The organism is Peptoniphilus lacydonensis, assembly GCF_900106515.1.
GTDB lineage: Bacteria > Bacillota > Clostridia > Tissierellales > Peptoniphilaceae > Peptoniphilus_A > Peptoniphilus_A lacydonensis.
In genome coordinates, this window is sequence record NZ_FNWF01000002.1 from 215,960 (window position 1) to 233,713 (window position 17,754).

The following is a 17,754-nucleotide window of genomic DNA, read 5'->3' on the forward strand; positions in this document are numbered from 1 at the left end:
TACACTATTATTCATTAGTTCTTTCTTTTTCTTTTAACTTAAAAATTGTATTTTCATCGACTAATGTAACCCTATCTGGCAAATTTAATTTAACTTCATATACACCACTTTTTATATTGTTGAAATTAATAGGCTTAGTTTCAATAAAGTCTATAGATTCAATCACATCAGAATTTCCTCTAATTGTAACAGAAGATGGCTCAATTGAAAAGTCATTTGGCACAATATTTTCTATTGTTTTTTCATCATATACTACCTTAATAGGAACAGTCTTGCTTTTTAAAATTGGGATATTTACTTTTATATTGCTAGGATCTATTTTAACTCCCTGAACAACCTTTCCCTCATCATCATATGCTAAAACTTCAACATCTAAAGTAGAAGACTCTGTAATATCGGAAATATCAATATGAGATTCAACATTACTTATCTTGTTCAAAATTGTACTTGGTCCTGAAACACTAACATTAAAATCTCTATCAATATCCCCCACAGATAACCCTTTTAAAGGTTTATTTTTTATAATTACATTTGCTTTCATATCCTCTTTAATTAATTTATCAATTCTAAAGGGAATTCTTCTAGGTGAAGTATTAGTAACAGTTATACCTAAATCCACATAAGAAACATTTACAGGTACAGAATGCTCTCCTTCTTTAAGTCTACTTAAATCAACTTTTGCCACAATACCATCTTTAGTCACATTTCTCATATAAGAATTATATCCTTGAAGCTTTACATCAACTGTTGCTTCCTTTGGCGATATAACCACTAAATTATTTTCTTTTAAATCAGAAAGACCTTCATAAGTAACTTCAACATTTTTAAAATTAGTTGAAGTAATAAAATTTGCTTCTTCTTTTACATATGACCACAATATAATTGCAAAAATAAGAGATGTAATTTTCATAATGATATTTTTATCATCTTTAAAATTTATCTTTTTCATTTTTACCTCCAAATTTTTTCAAAATTTGTTTCTCTTTATATTCTGGACTATATATTTCAAGGAGTTTTGCTTCAAGAGTTTCTATATCTAAATATCTAGAAAGCACTCCATTTTCAGCAGTCGATATTGTTCCATTTTCTTCTGAAACCATTATACTTAAAGAATCTGCTCTTTCAGAAATTCCAATACCTGCTCTATGTCTAGTTCCAAGTTCCTTAGATATTTTTTGATTATCTGATAAAGGTAAGAAACAAGCCGCTGCTTTTATTTTAGCTCCTTTAATTACAACGGCACCATCGTGAAGTGGGGTGTTTGGTATAAAAATATTTATAAGAAGTCCACTGCTTACATTTCCATTTATTTCTGTTCCAGTTTCAATTATTTCATTTAATCCAACTTCATTTTCAATAATGATAAGTGCACCTATTTTTTGTCTAGCAAGAGATGCCACAGCAGAAATAATTTCCTCAACTGTTTCAGGAACATTTTCTTTATTTTGATTAAAACTATTTTTAATATTTGATGTGAGTCCTAAATATTGAAGTCCTCTTCTAATTTCAGGTTGAAACAAAACAATTATAGCTACAATGCCGTCATTTATAAAACGGGCAAAAATCCAATTAACCGTATAAAGTTGAAAGAATTGAGAAATTTTTATAAATAATAAAATTAAAAGTATTCCCTTAAAAACTTGTTCTGCTCTAGTATTTCTTATTAACTTTAAAATGTAATAAATTAAAACTGTAACTATTAGTATGTCAACAACATCTCTAAAATTTATAACATTAAGTAAATTCCCAAAATTTTCCAATCTATGCACCTCTCTTCTTTGCTATAATTATAACTCCCCAAATTAATCCCAACGATATAATAATATCACCAATACTTACAACTGTTGAACTTCCTATTAACTTATAGAAAGGAATAATATCTGATAAAAAATAAAATTTAGGATTTTCAAAAATTCCATGACTTAAACTTTTATTATTTAATAAAATATAAATTACTCTTTTATTTTGTGTCTTAATAAGAGCATTTAAACTCACAGGCATTTTTCCATTTGCTATAACAGGAATTATGTTTAAAAATGTTCCAACACCACTTAATAAAAGACCCTTATTATAGCAATTAGATAAAAAAGAAACCCCAATAAGAGAAATAGAAACAATATGGAAAATCATAAAATTTTTTATAAAAAAATCTGTAATCTTTCCAAAATCTTTTTCTGTTATAAAATTTATAAATAACATTAAAAAAATTCCAAGAAAAGCCCAAAATATATTATTAAACTTAAAATTTATTAAATTATTTAAATTTTTATCTTTTATAAAAAATAAAATAATTGCAGCAATAATGCCTGTTTCCAAAATCATTTTACCACCATAATTTATAATATCACAAATAATTTACATTGACATTAAAATTATAAAATTGTAATAAAAAAAGATCCAAACCTAAGTCTGAATCTTTTCCTATTTAATTTTTAATTATTCTTCTGTATCTTCTTCAGATTCTTCTTTTTCTTCGCTATATGAAATTTCTTTTTCATCTGCGATAATTTCAGAATCTAAATTTGCATCAGAAAAATTAAGTCCTAGCATTTCTCCAATAGTCATGTTAAAGTCATCTTGTTTAGGTTCTTCGATTCTCTTTTCTCTTTTTGGAGCTTTTCTTTCTCTTCTAGGTTTTCTTTCTTTTGGTTTAGATTCTTCTTTTTCTTTTTCTTCAGGTTCAATAAGAGCCTTTATAGAAAGAGAAATCTTTTGGTTTTCTTCATCAATATCAGTTACTTTAACTGTAACTTCTTCGCCAATAGAAAGTTTATCTTGTGGTTTTTCAACATGTTCTCTTGAAATTTGAGAAACGTGAAGAAGACCATCTACACCTTGTTCAAGTCTTACAAAAGCACCAAAGTCAAGAAGATTTACAACTTTACCTTTAACAACATCTCCAACTTTAACTTCTTTAGTAAATACATCCCATGGTTTTTCCATAGTTTGTTTTAGTCCAAGTGCAATTCTATTTTTTTCTTTATCAACATTAAGAACTTGTACATTAACTACATCTCCAGGTGATACTACATCTTGTGGATGTTTTACTCTATTCCAAGAAAGTTCAGAAATGTGGATAAGGCCATCTACGCCTCCAACATCTACAAACGCACCAAAATTAGTAAGTCTTTGTACAGTTCCTTCAATTACATCTCCTTCATGAAGATTTTCATATACTTCATCACGTACTCTATCTAACTCTTCTTGAAGTACATTTTTTCTTGAAAGAACAATTCTTTTCTTTCTTTTATCAAAATCAATTATTTCAGTTTCAAATTCTTCACCAATGAATTTGCTCAAATCTTTTTGGAATCTAACAGAAACATGAGAAGCTGGAATAAAAGCATTTAACCCATTGTAATCTGCAGTAAGCCCACCTTTAACTTGATTTTTAACAGTTACAGTTATATTTTCTTTGTTGTTATAAAGTTCTTCAACTTCATCCCAAACTTTCATATCTGCAACTCTCTTTGTTGAAAGGACTACATTGCCATCTCCATCATCCATCTTTAGAACATAAACTTCAATTTCTTGTCCTTGTTCATAAAGATCTTGAGGATTTACATCAGGTCCTCCTGCAAGTTCATCTTTTGAAATGATACCATCTGATCTATATCCAAGATTCACCATTACCTCTGAATCAGTTATATATAAAACTTCTCCAGTTACTACTTCGCCCTTTCTAATTCTTTTAAAAGAATTATCAATGGCTTCCATCATCTCACCTTTGTCAAAATTTTCCATCCTACTAACAGCCTCCTTGATTACCGAATCCGGTGTGGATGCTCCGGCGGTAATACCTATTTTATTAAATTTTTTAAATATATTTAAATCAATATCATTGATTGACTCAATTAAAAATACATTTTTACAATTTAATTTTGCAATTTCTGCAAGCTTTTTTGTATTAGAACTTTTTTTTCCACCAAGTACAATTATGGCGTCAACTTTTTTTGATAAATTTCTAACACTTTCTTGTCTTTTGAAAGTTGCATTACATATAGTATTATAAACTAAAACTTCATCTTTGGAAATATCTTTTATAACATTTATTGCATTTTCAAAAAAATCTACATTGCTTGTAGTTTGTGAAACCACTACAATTTTTCCATCTGGAATCTTAATATCTTTTAAGCTAGATATTATTGTCGCAGAATCATTGCATCTGGAATTAATTCCTATTACTTCAGGGTGTCTATTATTCCCAATAATTACTATATTATAACCTTTTTCGTAAAAATTATCTACTATATTATAAATATTTTCAACTTTCGGACATACACAATTTATAATTTCATTATTTCTTTTTTTTAAATCATCTAAAATATTTTTGTGAACTCCATGGCTCCTTATTATAACTTTAGAATTTTCAATATTTGTGTCATCAATTTCTTCTACACCTTTTCTTTGTAATTCATCTACAACAAATTCATTGTGTACCAAATCTCCATAAGAGTAAACGCCTTTATCTGCATTATCAAAAGCCATCTTTACGGCTCTTTTCACTCCACCACAAAATCCATATACATCAGCTACAATAATTTCCATTTTACTTCTTCACCATATACTATTCTCATAACATCTTGAGAGATGTTTTCTAGATCTTCATTTGAATATTTTATTTCTTTATTTATCTTTACAGGTTCTCTAAAATAGATTTTATTCTTTCTAAATAATTTATAGTTACCTTCAATAAAAACAGGTAAAATCTCTGAATCAGTTTTTTGTGCAATAAGTGCCACTCCTGATTTTACTCTATTATAATCAATTTCTTTAACTCTTGCTGCCTCTGGAAATATTCCAAGAACTTTTTCACTTTTTAAAATTCTAAGAGCTTTTTTCACTGCCTTCAAGTCATTATTTCCTCTGTCAACTGGAAATGTTCCAAGTTTTGTGAAAAATGCGGCAGATAACTTATTGTTAAAAAGTTCTTTTTTTGCCATCCAACAAATTTGTCTTTCAAAAACAGCGGATATTGCAACGGGATCTAAATTGCTTTTATGATTTGCACATATTATAAGTCTTTTCTTTTCAGCAGGTATATTTTCTTCTCCAATAACTTCAATTCTATAAAAAATTTTCACAAAGACGCTAACAATAACTTTTACAAAATTATACAATATAAATCACCTTTTTATATAACTTAAAATTTTATCAATTGTTTCTTCAGCATCCATATTAGTGCTGTCAATTAATATAGCATCGTCCATCTTTATAAGTGGAGAGTTTTCTCTGTGACTATCGTTATAATCTCTTTTTTTGAGATCTTCTAATATTTCATCAAAATTATCTTTTCCACTATCAATCTGTTTAAATCTTCTCATGGCACGAGTCTTAACATCAGCTGTCAAAAAAAATTTATATTCTGCATCAGGAAGAACTACTGAACCTATATCTCTTCCTTCCATAACCACATCTTCTTCCTTTGCAATTTCTCTTTGCATCTTAACTAAATAATCTCTTATAATCTTTTTCTTTGAAAACTCTGACGTCTTGTTGGATATTTCATTTTCTCTAATCTTTTCCGAAACATCCTCTCCATCTAAATAAACTTTATCATCTTTAAAACTTACCTCTGTTTTTTTTAAAACATCTTCAAAATCTTTTTCATTAATATTTAAGAGTTTAAGAGTAATTGCACGATACATTGCACCAGTATCTACATATAGAATCTCAAGTCTATTTGCAACTTCTCTTGCCAAAGAACTCTTGCCTGATCCTGCTGGACCATCTATTGCAATTTTCATTTTTTACCTCCAAAAAAAATCACTACCATCGTAGTGATTAGTATAATTATATTTTAATTTCTCTAATAAGTAAAGCTAAAGGAATTACAAATTAATCCCACAATTATATCCTGTAGAGTTTGCAATTTGAATATTAAAGCCACCTGTAAGTGCATCAACATCTAATACTTCGCCAATAAAATACAATCCAGAAACTTTTTTGGATTCCATTGTCTTTGGATCAATTTCATCTATACTAACTCCACCACTAGTTATTATTGCCCTATTTATATCATCCAAAGAATCAAATAAAAGTTTAAAATTTTTAATACTCTTAATTAAAATATCTCTTTCCTCTTTTGTAATTTGATTTACTTTTTTATCTCCCCTAATATTAGCATAATTTAAAATATAAAAGATTAAATCTTGTGGAAGAAGTAATTTCAAAACATTTTCTATATTTTTATTTTGATTATTATTAAAATCTCTAAGAATCCTGTTGTCAAGTTTTTCATAAGTCAAAGCTGGCTTTAAATCAAGATACATTTGAAAATCGCTTAATCTATTAATTTTACTAGACGTAGTTAAAACAATTGGTCCGCTAATTCCTTTATGAGTAAAAATCATTTCACCAAATTCACTTGAAATTATTTTTTTATTTTTCATAATCTTTAATTCTACATTTTTTAAGCTTAATCCTGCTAACTCAAAATTATTTAAAAGATTTATCCCTATAAGTCCAGGCTTTAAATCAATAACTTTGTGCCCAAAATTTCTAGCAAATTTATATCCATCTCCTGTTGAACCTGTTAACTTATAAGAAATACCACCAGTTGCAATTACTACTTTATCAAACTTATCTTTATCATTTAAAATAAAAAAGTTTCCTTCCTTTTTTATACTTTTTATTTCTGTATTGAGTTTTATATTTACATTATTTTCCCTAAGCTTTTTTTCATAAATTTTTATAACATCAGAAGATTTGTCGCTCTTGGGAAAAACTCTGTTTCCCCTTTCTACCTTTAGTCTAAGACCCTCTTCTTCAAAATAATAATAAGTCATAAAAGGTGAAAAAGTGTAAATTGATGAATACATAAAACTTTTATTTCCTACTACATTTTTTAAGACTTCGTTTTCATCAGTATAATTTGTGAGATTACATCTACCCTTACCTGTTATAAAAAGTTTTTTCCCTAGTTTTTCATTTTTTTCAAATAAAAATACTTCATGATTCTCTGCTGCCTTTATAGCACACATCATGCCAGCAGGTCCTGCTCCAATTATTGCAATTCTCATTTTTTCACCTTTTTTCGATTAAATAAACTATTGGCGGGTTGTGCTTTTGATTGTAAAATTCTCTTTTTTCAACTCTAAAAATTCTTTGATCAAGCTCTTTTAAAAATTCATCCACAGCAACTCTTTCTTCAAAAGAATTTTCATGGCCCAAATAGGACACCACAATAATAATTCCGCCTTTATTTAAAATTTTTGTAGATTTTTCTAGCGAAATAATCGTAGATTCTTTTAAAGTAGTAATTTTTTTATCAGAACCTGGAAGAAAACCCAAGTTGTAAATAATTAAATCTGCTGCACCAATTTTATCTATATGTTCGTGACTTTCTAAAAAAAGTTTATAATTATTAAAATCCTTTAATAAAACCCTCGTCTTTTCTATTGCATCTTCTTGAACATCAAATCCATAGACAAAACCATTCTCACCTACAACTTTTAAAAGTTTTAAAGTATCGTTTCCTTTTCCAATTGTAGCATCTACTGCAACTTTACCTAAAAAATTATGAGATAGCACTTCATCTACTATCTCAAAATATTTTTCTTTAACAATCATTTTAATCCCTTTAAATATTTTATCTCTTTCTCACTCAGATATCTATAATTTCCAACATCAAGATTTAAAAGTTCAATCTCTCCCATAGAAATCCTCTTTAGTTTCTTTACTTTGTGACCTATATAGTCAAACATTCTCTTGATTTGATGATTTTGACCTTCAAAAATTTCAATTTCTATAATAGAATCTTGTTTAAAACTTTTTAGGATTTTTACATTTGCAGGAGAAGTTTTTAAATCTCTAATATCAAGACCTTCTCTTAAAATTGAAAGTTCTCTTGCATTAGGAGTTCCCTCTACTGTGGCGATATACTTTTTACCAATTTTATATTTTGGATGCATCAAAATATTGGCAAGTTCTCCATCATTAGTTAAAAATACTAAACCAGTAGTATCAATATCAAGTCTTCCAACTGGATAAACTCTATAATCATCAGGAACAAGATCTGTAACAGTTTTTCTATCTTTTTCATCACTAGCACTTGTTACAACTCCTATTGGCTTATTTAAAATAATATAAATTTTTTTATTTTCAAGAGTTAGCCTTTTTCCATTTAAATAAACTCTATCTACATTGGGATCAATTTTTGTACCAAGCTCTGTAACAATTTTATCATTTACCTTTACTAAACCAGATTTTATAAACTCTTCACACTTTCTTCTAGATGCAGCTCCACAGTGAGCCATATATTTCTGTAATCTCAATTAGATTCCTCCTCTAATCCTTTTAAATCAGGCAACTCCTCTAAACTTTTCATTCCAAATTTTTGCAAAAATTTATCTGTGGTTCTGTACAAATTTGGATGGCCGATTCTATCTAATTTTCCAGAAACTTCAATTAAATTAAAATCAAGAAGTCCCTTTATTGTACTATCACAATTTACCCCTCTTAATTCCTCAACTTCTATTTTCGTTACAGGCTGTTTGTATGCAATTATAGAAAGAGTTTCAAGAGCCGGTTTAGATAAATTTTTTTCATTTTTTTCTTTAATTAAATTTTTTAGATAGGGTTCATTTTCCTGTTTAGTTCCTATTTGAAATTTTCCATCAATTTCTCTAAGTCGAAGACCTGATGTATCACATTTATAATTTTCTTTCATTTCTAAAAGAATTTCTCTAGTATAGTCTTTTTTAAGTTCAAGAGTATTTGCAATATCTTCTAAGCTTATAGGATCTCCCCAAATAAAAAGTATGGATTCAATTATTGATTTTAACCTGTTCTTGTCCATTGTATTTTCGTTTTTCAATTAATATATCACCAAAATTATCCCTTTGATTTGCAATTACAAATTCATTTTTAATAAGTTCAAGCATTCCCAAAAAATAAGTTATAACATCTACCTTATATACAATATCTATCAATAATTCACTAAATTTTAGCTTTTCATTTTTAATAATTTCTTGCTTTATTTTTCTAGAGGCATCTTCAACTTTAAAGTATTCTCTATCAATATCTACTATTTCCTTATCTTTATACTTTTTTAAAATATTAAAAAAGGCTAGAGAAAGTTTATCCACACTAGATTCCTTCAAAAAATCCATTTCATTCATAGAAAATATTTCTGTTTTTAACTTGTAAAAAGATTTTGACTCATAATCCTCTTGAATTTTTAAAATTTCAGAGGCTTCTTTATATTTTTTATACTCCAACAAACTTTCTACTAAATCTTTTCTAGGATCCTCTTCGTCTTTATCTTCATTACTTAATTTTTTTGTTTTAGGTAGAAGCATCTTTGATTTTATCTCAAGAAGAGTTGACGCCATCAATATAAAATCTGAAGTTAAAGTTAAATTTAGCTTTTTCATATTTTCGATATATCTTAAAAATTCTTCAGTAATAGTAAAAATTGGAATATCATATATATCTATCTCGTTTTCTTTAATTAAATCTAAAAGAAGATCCATAGGACCTTCATAAGTTTTTAAAACAATATTGTATTCCATAATTTAATTCCCAAAGAAAAAATCCAATTTATAATATTTACAATTATTGGTTCTATAAATTTATTTACTGCACCAGAAAAAATCATAATGACAAGTACAAAATAAAAGTATTTCTCGTATTTATAAAATTTCATTTCTAAGCTTTCTGGCAAAAGTGTAGCCAAAACTTTTGAACCATCAAGAGGAGGTAATGGCACGAGATTAAACACTCCAAGCATCACATTATACCAGAAAATTGAAGAAAATAATGATATTAGATTTGAAGATTTATATTCTAAATAAACTAAAATAATTCCTGAGATAATTCCCAGTATAAAATTTGTAAAAACTCCTGCAAGAGATACTAAAAGAGAATCTACTTTTCTATTTCCTTTAAATCTATTAGGATTAATTGGGACAGCTTTAGCCCACCCAAATTTAAAAATAATCATAGAAATTAAACCCACAGGGTCAATATGATTTAGTGGGTTTAAACTAAGTCTTCCATCGTCTTTTGCAGTTGTATCTCCACACAAATAGGCAACATAACCATGAGCAATTTCATGTGGTATAATCGCTATTAAAAGTGCAACTATATTAATTGCAATTGATGCAATATCTAAATTATTCATCTCAATCAATCTCTTCTATAATTAATTTATAATCTTGCCTTTTATCGGAAAAAGAATAAGCTTTTGTAATCTTTTCTATTACACCTTCTACTTCATTTTCTTTTTCAGTGTAGATTGTGGCAATTTTTTCTCCCTTTTCTACAAAATCTCCAACTTTTTTGTGCAGATAAACTCCTGCATTTAAATCCAAGACATCATCTTTTTTATGTCTGCCTGCACCTAAATCTCTTGAAGCTATTCCTATTTCAATTGCCTCAATTGATTTCACATAACCAGATTCTTTTGAATAAATATCTTTTATTATGCTCGACCTTTTAAACTTATTTGTATCATCTATATAGGTCGCATCTCCACCTTGTAGAGTTACCATTTCTTTAAATTTTTCTATTGCAGAACCATCTCTAATTTTTTCTTCTAAAATAGACATGGCTTCTTTTTCACTGCTTACCATATTTTCCATTATCATAAATTTTGATGCAATTTTAAATGAAATTTCTTTTAAATGCCTTGAACCATTTCCCTTTAAAACATTTATAGCTTCTATCACTTCAAGACTATTACCCACAGCATCTCCAAGAGGTTCGTTCATACTCGTTATCATAGCTTTGGTTTTTCTTCCAAATTTTTTCCCAAGGCTTACCATTAACTTTGAAAGATTAACTGCAGACTCTACATCTTTCATAAAAGCACCGTTTCCAACTTTTACATCAAGAACTAAGGCATCTGTTCCAAGTGCTATTTTTTTTGAAAGAATGGAAGATGCAATTAAGCTAACATTATCTACTGTTGCAGTTGCATCTCTAAGTGAATACAAAAGTTTATCAGCTGGAACAATATTTTCACTTTGACCTATAACCGCAATATTGGATTTGTTTAGAATTTTAATAAAATTTTCGCTATCTATATTTATATTAAATCCTGGAATGGATTCAAGTTTGTCAAGGGTTCCTCCTGTGTGACCAAGTCCTCGTCCACTCATTTTGGCAAATATAAATCCAACAGATGCGAGAAGAGGTCCCAATATAAGTGTAACTGTATCACCAACTCCACCAGTTGAATGTTTATCAACTTTTATACCTGAAACCTCTGATAAATCAATTACATTTCCTGATTCAATCATAGCCCTTGTAAGATAATAAGTTTCATCTAAATTTAATTTATTAAAATAAATGGCCATCAAAAACGCAGAAACTTGATAGTCTGGAATCTTTCCATTTACATAATTTTTTATAAAATAATTTATTTCTTCTTCTGTTAAGATTCTATTTTCTTTTTTCTTTTGTATGATATCTAAAAATTTCATACAATCTCCTCAATTATTTTATCTAATAGTTCCTTAAATTTTTCAGAAACTTCTTTCCCAACTTCCATAACTTCTTTATGGTCAAGTGGCTTGTCCAAAATTCCTGTTGCCATATTTGTCATTGTAGAAATGCCTAGAATCTTAAGACCTCTGTGTCTTGCAGCAATTACTTCTGGAACTGTACTCATACCAACAGCATCAGCACCAAGCACGCCTGCCATTCTAACTTCTGCTGCAGTTTCATAACTTGGTCCTGTAAAATACATATAGACACCTTCTCTAATATTAATATTTAATTTTTTTGCACTTTTCTTTGCAACTTCAATTAAATCTCTGTCATATAAATTTGTCATGTCTAAAAATCTTGGACCAAGATTGTCATCATTTGGACCTATAAGTGGATTTTTACCCATTAAATTTATATGATCAGTTATTACCATAAGATCTGCTGGGTTAAAATCTTTATTAACAGCACCAGCTGCATTTGTTACAATTAAAGTTTTTATTCCAAGAGAAGCCATTACATTTATTGGGTAAACGACATCAGAAATATCATATCCCTCGTAATAATGAATTCTACCCTTCATTATACAAATATTTTTAGAATGAATTTTCCCAAAAACTAATTTCCCATCATGACCTTTTACAGTTGAAACTGGAAAGCCCGGAATATCTTTGTAATAAATTTCAATTTGGTCTTCTACTGAATCCGCAAAATCTCCTAAGCCCGACCCTAGAATAATTCCAATCTCAGGCGTATCTTTTATTTTTTCCTTAATATAATTTATTGATTTATCCATTTTTTCTCCTAAAACTATTGTAATATAAAATCCCAGCAACTGATTTTGAATCAATAATTTCTCCAAGATTAATTAACTTTATAGCTTCATCAAATTTTATTTTTTCAACTGAAAGATTTTCAAATTCATCTAAATCTTGTTCACCCAAAATTAAATCTTCAGCATAAAAAATAAATATTTTTTCATTTGTAAAACCTGGAGAAGAATAAGTTTCCAATAAATATTCTGATTTCTTTGCGTCAAAACCAGTTTCTTCTTTCAATTCACGAAGAGCTGCTTTTTGAGGTTCCTCTCCAAAATCAATCATACCTGCTGGAATTTCGTAAATTTCTTTGTCTATAGCTTTTCTATATTGCTTAATCAAAATAATTTCATCATCTTGAGTTATTGCAACAATCCCAACAGAAGAAGTCCTTTCTACAATTTCTCTTTTTGTGTACTTCTGACCTTCCATCTCAACTGTATCAACTCTAAGTTTTAGAACTTTTCCATCAAAAATTTTTGTCGACTTCATAGTTCTCTCTTCATAATTTTGCATTTAATCACCAATCATTTCTTTTGCTGTTTCTATTGCAACTTCGCTTAAATTCATTCCACCAATTAATCTTGCCACTTCTTCTACTCTCTTATCATAGCTTAATTTATCTATTGTAGATATTGTACTATTGTTTACAAAATCTTTTTTTATTGCAAAGTGAGTATCCGCAAGTGCCACAATTTGTGGCAAGTGAGAAATTACTATTACTTGCCTATCTTTTGCCAGTTCTTTTATCTTGTTACCAACAATTTGTGCCGTCTTTCCACTTATACCTGTATCAATTTCATCAAAAACAAGAGTTGGAATATTATCTTTTTCTGCAATAATACTCTTAAAACCAAGCATTATTCTGCTCATTTCACCACCAGATGCAACCTTTGCTAAGGGCATTAAATCTTGGCCAAGGTTTGGAGCAATTAAAAATTCTATACTGTCTACTCCATTTGCACTAAGACTTTTTTCATTTATTTCTATTTTAAATTTTGCATCTCTTATATTTAAATTATTTATTTCATCTTCTACTCTTTTTTCCAAAATTTTCGCAGTGGCTTTTCTATTTTTACTAATTTTTCTAGCAATTGTCAAAGCTTCTTCTTCTAGCGATTTAATCTTTTCAGAAAGTTTATTTAAATTATCCTCATAATTCTTTAAAAAAGAAAGTCTATTACTTATATCTTCGTAAAAAGAATTAATTTTAGAAACATTATTTCCATATTTTAACTTTAAGTTATTTACTAAATCAATTCTCTCTTTTAAATAAACGAGTTTCTCCTCGTCTACTTCAGAAGAGTTAATATATCTATCTAAATCAGAGGCAATATCAGAAAGTCTGAATCTTATATCTTCTAAATCTTCTTCTGTTTCTTTTAAATCCTTATTGTATTTTGTAACATCTACAATATTTGCTATAATTTTATCTAAAATATCTTCCACAGAGTTATTTTCATATCCCTCATTGATAAGAGATTTAGATTCAGATAATTTTATTATTGTGTCTGTCATATTATTTAAAATATTAAAATCATCATAAAGTTCTTCATCGTCATAATCACTTAAACCAGCATCTTCAATTTCATTAATTTGATATTCTAAAAGATCTATTTCTCTATCTTTATTTTTTTCAAGCATAGATTTTTCTTCATATTCTTTTTTTAAGTCATTAATATTGGAAACAATCTCTTTTAATTTTAAAATAAGAATTTTGTGATCCCTTCCAGAAAAATCATCAATTAAGTTCATCTGATTTTTATTGTTCATAAGTGCAGTTGACTCGTGTTGTGCAAAAATATCTATCAAATGCGTGGAAATTTTTGATAAAATTTGAGATGTAACAGTCCTATTGTTTATCCTAGTTATGGAAGGCCCCTTTTCTTTAATTTCTTTGGATATTATAATTAAATCTCCCGTTTCAATTCCATATTCTTTGAGAAATTCTTTAGTTTCTTCATCGTATGAACTAAATACTGCCTCTATAAAGGCTCTGTCCTTTCCTTTTTTTATTACATCTTTGTTAACTCTTTGACCGAGAACAAGTCCAAGAGAATCTATGATAATTGACTTACCAGAACCAGTTTCACCTGTCAGAACATTTAAACCACTTTCAAACTCAATCTTCATATTTTCAATTATTGCAAAATTTTCTATATTTAACTCCAAAAGCATATTTCACCTATTCACTTAAATTTTTATAAGCATTTTCTACAATTTTCTTAGAATCAAAATTACTTGAAACTCTACTTTCCTTTGATAAATAAATTAAAAACTCAATATTTCCACTTGTTCCCTTTATAGGAGAATTTGTTATTGCGATAATATTAAAATTTAAATCTCTTGCAAGATTTATTATTTTATCTATAACTTCAATATGTACTTTTTCATCTCTAACAATACCACCCTTTCCAACTTTTCCCTTGCCAGCTTCAAATTGTGGTTTTATTAGTGCAACAATTTTTCCTTCCCTACTTAAAATTTCTTTGGCAACAGGAAGAACAAGTTCAAGAGAAATAAAAGAAACGTCAATAGAAATAAAATCCACATCTTCTAAAATTAAATCGGTATCAAAATACCTAATATTCGTTCTTTCAAGAGATACAACTCTATCATCAGTCCTCAATTTATAATCAAGTTGATTATATCCAACATCAATGGCATAAACTTTTTTTGCTCCATATTTTAGCATACACTCAGTAAATCCACCAGTAGAAGCACCAATGTCGACACAAACAGAATCTCTCAAATCAATATCATAATCTTTTATCATTTTTTCAAGCTTGTGCCCGCCTCTTGAAACAAAAGTATTTTCAATTCCCTTTATATAAATTTTTACATCTTCTTTTAATTGTTCCCCTGGCTTTGCAACTCGATTAGTTCCAATAAAAACTTTTCCTTCCATTATAAGTCTTTTGGCTTTTTCTCTAGAATCTATTAAACCTTTTTCAACTAACAATACATCTGCTCTTTTTTTTGCCATTAATTGCTCCTATTTATTAATTTTGCAACAAAATTTTTTAGTAAATTTTCTTTTAATAAAAGACTATCAATTGTTTCATACCCCGAATTTGTAAGTTCAATAATTTCTTCTCTAAGTTCATCTTTATTTTTAAACATCAACATATTGACTTCACCACTATCTGGGTCTTTATCTTCATCTAAAAGATCATCCTCAAGTTGATATGCAACACCAATAGATTCAGCAAACTTGGAAAGTTTTGTTATAACATCGGCTGGTGCTTTGGCAATTATTGCACCAGAAACAACAGATGCTTTTATTAAATCTGCTGTCTTTAACTTATACATTGATTCGCAGATTTCCTCGCTATAACAAGACACATCAAAATCTATATCAATAGCTTGTCCACCAATCATTCCTCCAACTCCAGTTGCATTATAAATATATTTCATTGCCTTAACTGCAAATTTTAAATCTTCAGGATCTTCAATAGTTTCAATATGTCTTAGTAAAACTTCCATAGACATATTCAAAAGACCATCTCCTGCTAAAATTGCAATTCCTTCAGAATAAACCTTGTGATTAGTTGGCTTTCCTCTTCTAAAATTATCATCGTCCATAGCTGGAAGGTCATCATGGATGAGTGAATAAGTGTGTATCATCTCAATTGCAGCAGCAAAGGGAAGAACTTTTTTTATATCCTCATCAGAAAATTCACAAAACGTTATTAGGCATAAAAGAGGTCTGATTCTCTTTCCCCCAGAAAATAATGAATACTTCATAGAATCAATAACCTTTCTTTGTGCACTATCTGTATACTCAAGAAGGGAACTCAAATAGGCATTGAATTTTTCTAATAAACTATCTATATTTTCCATCTTTATCGTCCTCTAAAAAATCAGAATTTTCTTCTGCAATAGTTTTTATCTTGCCTTCATAAGCCTTCAAAGTTTTATTTAAATATTTATAAAGCTCAATTCCCTCTTCATATTTTTTTATGGAATCTTCCAGACTAATGTCCTTAGACTCAAGTTCCCTTATAATTTTTTCAAGCTCTCTAAAAGAACTTTCATAATCTTTATCCATCTAATCCCTCATTTTCACATCAAAAATCTTAGATTTTATATTTCCATCTTTTAATCTTAAGGAAATAATATCCCCAATATTTACATCTTTAATGGATTCTAATTTCTTTCCATCATGTGTAATTATCTCAATCTTATTTATTTTATCAAAAGCAGAGCCTAATCTTATATTTAAATATTCTAATTTTCTTTTTTCCAACAAAATTTTATTTTTCAAATCATAAGACTCTAAAAATTTACCAAATTTATTAAGATTTGAAACTTTTTCATCAATAAATAAATTAAAATAATAGTTTAAAAATTTATTTTGAAGGTCTAAATTATTAAAATATCTATCTAATTTTCTATTTGAATTTAATTCAATATTTTTAAGTCTATATCCAAAACTATCCAATTCTCTAGATTTATTTAATTTAAAATTTGTCAGATAAAACTTACTTTTGCTTAAATAACTTCTATTATCTTCCAAAATTTTTTTCATAGAATTGTTTAACAAATTTTCATAATAAATAAGTTCACGAGTCATAGAATTAATTTTATAAACTTGATTTTTAATGGAAATACTTTTGTAGAGATTAAATAATTTTAGTTTTTCCAAATCAACTTTTCTCTCGATTAAATTATTTAATGAGTTTTTCTTATTTAAAAGCTCCCCAAAAATCTCATTTTCACTTGTTGTAGCAAGTTCAGCTGCATTAGTCGGTGTCGCCGCTCTAAGATCACTTACAAAATCACAAATAGTGTAATCAATTTCATGCCCAACAGCAGAAATAATTGGAATATTAGAATTAAAAATTTCTCTTGCAAGACTTTCGTCATTAAAAACAAAGAGATCCTCAAAACTACCTCCACCTCTTGCAATAATAATGGTGTCAACATTTTGGGACTCATTAAAATATTTTATACCCTTAATTAAATTTTCACTTGCCATATTACCTTGCACAAAGCTTGGAAATACATAAATATCACAAATTCTATTTCTCTTTCTAAAAAGATTAATGACATCCTTTATAGCAGCACCACTTGTCGATGTAATAAGTCCAATTGAACCAGGAAACTTTTTGATTTCCTTTTTATGGGAAAGATCAAAAAGGCCTTCCCTTTCAAGTTCATCTTTTAGATCTAAAAACTTTTGATACAAATTTCCCTTTCCATCAAGTTCAATTTCACTGATATATAGAAAAATTCTGCCACTTCTATCGTAATAAGTAACAGTTCCCTTTGCCATGATACTTGCCCCATCAAATAGTTTTACATTGACATCTTTAGCACTTATCATGGCATCAATTCTTGAAAAATTATCCTTTAACGAAAAATAAATATTTCCATTAGAATGAATATTTAAATTAGTAACTTCACCAGTTATACTAATATCTCTTAAAATATAATCCATGGAAACTAGCTTTTTGATGTAATTATTTAATTCACTTACATTAAAAGCATTGCTCTTCAA

Annotated in this window: 20 protein-coding genes; all 20 read right to left on the reverse strand. The window is 28.2% G+C overall.

The window, feature by feature from the left end:
- Positions 1–7 precede the first annotated feature (7 nt).
- The 20 genes from BQ5450_RS01005 to xseA all read right to left on the reverse strand — a co-directional run bounded on the left by BQ5450_RS01005 (position 8) and on the right by xseA (position 17,754).
- Positions 8–949 (reverse strand): CdaR family protein, encoded by a 942-nt coding sequence (locus BQ5450_RS01005; RefSeq protein ID WP_071125674.1) that lies wholly within the window; start codon positions 947–949, stop codon positions 8–10.
- Complete coding sequence (gene cdaA, locus BQ5450_RS01010; RefSeq protein WP_071125675.1) at positions 930–1,760, reverse strand: diadenylate cyclase CdaA; 831 nt, start codon at positions 1,758–1,760, stop codon at positions 930–932. Before cdaA ends, BQ5450_RS01005 begins: the two co-directional genes overlap by 20 nt.
- 1 nt (position 1,761) lies before the next feature.
- Positions 1,762–2,322: a DUF5317 domain-containing protein gene (locus tag BQ5450_RS01015; RefSeq protein ID WP_083379664.1), complete on the reverse strand. Its 561-nt coding sequence runs from the start codon at positions 2,320–2,322 to the stop codon at positions 1,762–1,764.
- A gap of 114 nt (positions 2,323–2,436) precedes the next feature.
- Positions 2,437–4,548, reverse strand: a complete 2,112-nt coding sequence (locus BQ5450_RS01020; RefSeq protein ID WP_071125676.1) for a bifunctional 4-hydroxy-3-methylbut-2-enyl diphosphate reductase/30S ribosomal protein S1 — start codon at positions 4,546–4,548, stop codon at positions 2,437–2,439.
- Positions 4,533–5,120 carry a lysophospholipid acyltransferase family protein gene (locus BQ5450_RS01025; RefSeq protein WP_010242186.1) on the reverse strand — a complete coding sequence of 196 codons (588 nt, stop codon included), beginning with the start codon at positions 5,118–5,120 and terminating at the stop codon, positions 4,533–4,535. Before BQ5450_RS01025 ends, BQ5450_RS01020 begins: the two co-directional genes overlap by 16 nt.
- Before the next feature lie 6 nt (positions 5,121–5,126).
- Positions 5,127–5,747, reverse strand: coding sequence for a (d)CMP kinase (gene cmk, locus BQ5450_RS01030; RefSeq protein ID WP_010242184.1), 621 nt, complete (start codon positions 5,745–5,747; stop codon positions 5,127–5,129).
- Between the two features lie 84 nt (positions 5,748–5,831).
- Positions 5,832–7,022, reverse strand: a complete 1,191-nt coding sequence (locus BQ5450_RS01035) for a BaiN/RdsA family NAD(P)/FAD-dependent oxidoreductase (protein WP_010242181.1) — start codon at positions 7,020–7,022, stop codon at positions 5,832–5,834.
- Positions 7,023–7,026: 4 nt separating this feature from the next.
- Positions 7,027–7,572, reverse strand: coding sequence for a tRNA 5-(aminomethyl)-2-thiouridylate-methyltransferase MnmM (locus tag BQ5450_RS01040; RefSeq protein WP_010242178.1), 546 nt, complete (start codon positions 7,570–7,572; stop codon positions 7,027–7,029).
- Positions 7,569–8,276: a pseudouridine synthase gene (locus BQ5450_RS01045; protein WP_010242176.1), complete on the reverse strand. Its 708-nt coding sequence runs from the start codon at positions 8,274–8,276 to the stop codon at positions 7,569–7,571. The genes BQ5450_RS01040 and BQ5450_RS01045 overlap by 4 nt, the downstream gene beginning before the upstream one ends.
- Positions 8,273–8,818 carry an SMC-Scp complex subunit ScpB gene (scpB, locus tag BQ5450_RS01050; RefSeq protein WP_234346971.1) on the reverse strand — a complete coding sequence of 182 codons (546 nt, stop codon included), beginning with the start codon at positions 8,816–8,818 and terminating at the stop codon, positions 8,273–8,275. Before scpB ends, BQ5450_RS01045 begins: the two co-directional genes overlap by 4 nt.
- Positions 8,769–9,515, reverse strand: a complete 747-nt coding sequence (locus BQ5450_RS01055; RefSeq protein WP_010242172.1) for a segregation and condensation protein A — start codon at positions 9,513–9,515, stop codon at positions 8,769–8,771. Before BQ5450_RS01055 ends, scpB begins: the two co-directional genes overlap by 50 nt.
- Complete coding sequence (locus BQ5450_RS01060) at positions 9,494–10,126, reverse strand: site-2 protease family protein (RefSeq protein WP_010242170.1); 633 nt, start codon at positions 10,124–10,126, stop codon at positions 9,494–9,496. Before BQ5450_RS01060 ends, BQ5450_RS01055 begins: the two co-directional genes overlap by 22 nt.
- A 1-nt stretch (position 10,127) precedes the next feature.
- On the reverse strand, positions 10,128–11,429 hold the full coding sequence (locus BQ5450_RS01065) for a pyrimidine-nucleoside phosphorylase (RefSeq protein ID WP_071125677.1): 1,302 nt from the start codon (positions 11,427–11,429) through the stop codon (positions 10,128–10,130).
- Positions 11,426–12,229, reverse strand: coding sequence for a purine-nucleoside phosphorylase (locus tag BQ5450_RS01070; RefSeq protein ID WP_010242168.1), 804 nt, complete (start codon positions 12,227–12,229; stop codon positions 11,426–11,428). Before BQ5450_RS01070 ends, BQ5450_RS01065 begins: the two co-directional genes overlap by 4 nt.
- Complete coding sequence (locus tag BQ5450_RS01075) at positions 12,222–12,767, reverse strand: NUDIX hydrolase (RefSeq protein WP_071125678.1); 546 nt, start codon at positions 12,765–12,767, stop codon at positions 12,222–12,224. Before BQ5450_RS01075 ends, BQ5450_RS01070 begins: the two co-directional genes overlap by 8 nt.
- Entirely contained in the window at positions 12,768–14,429 is a 1,662-nt protein-coding gene (recN, locus tag BQ5450_RS01080) for a DNA repair protein RecN (RefSeq protein WP_071125679.1), read from the reverse strand.
- 7 nt (positions 14,430–14,436) lie between these two features.
- Entirely contained in the window at positions 14,437–15,237 is an 801-nt protein-coding gene (locus tag BQ5450_RS01085) for a TlyA family RNA methyltransferase (RefSeq protein ID WP_071125680.1), read from the reverse strand.
- Complete coding sequence (locus BQ5450_RS01090; protein ID WP_010242164.1) at positions 15,237–16,094, reverse strand: polyprenyl synthetase family protein; 858 nt, start codon at positions 16,092–16,094, stop codon at positions 15,237–15,239. Before BQ5450_RS01090 ends, BQ5450_RS01085 begins: the two co-directional genes overlap by 1 nt.
- Positions 16,078–16,302, reverse strand: coding sequence for an exodeoxyribonuclease VII small subunit (xseB, locus tag BQ5450_RS01095; protein ID WP_010242163.1), 225 nt, complete (start codon positions 16,300–16,302; stop codon positions 16,078–16,080). Before xseB ends, BQ5450_RS01090 begins: the two co-directional genes overlap by 17 nt.
- The gene (gene xseA, locus BQ5450_RS01100) at positions 16,303–17,754 is read right to left on the reverse strand and encodes an exodeoxyribonuclease VII large subunit (RefSeq protein ID WP_071125681.1); all 1,452 of its coding nucleotides are present in this window, start codon (positions 17,752–17,754) and stop codon (positions 16,303–16,305) included.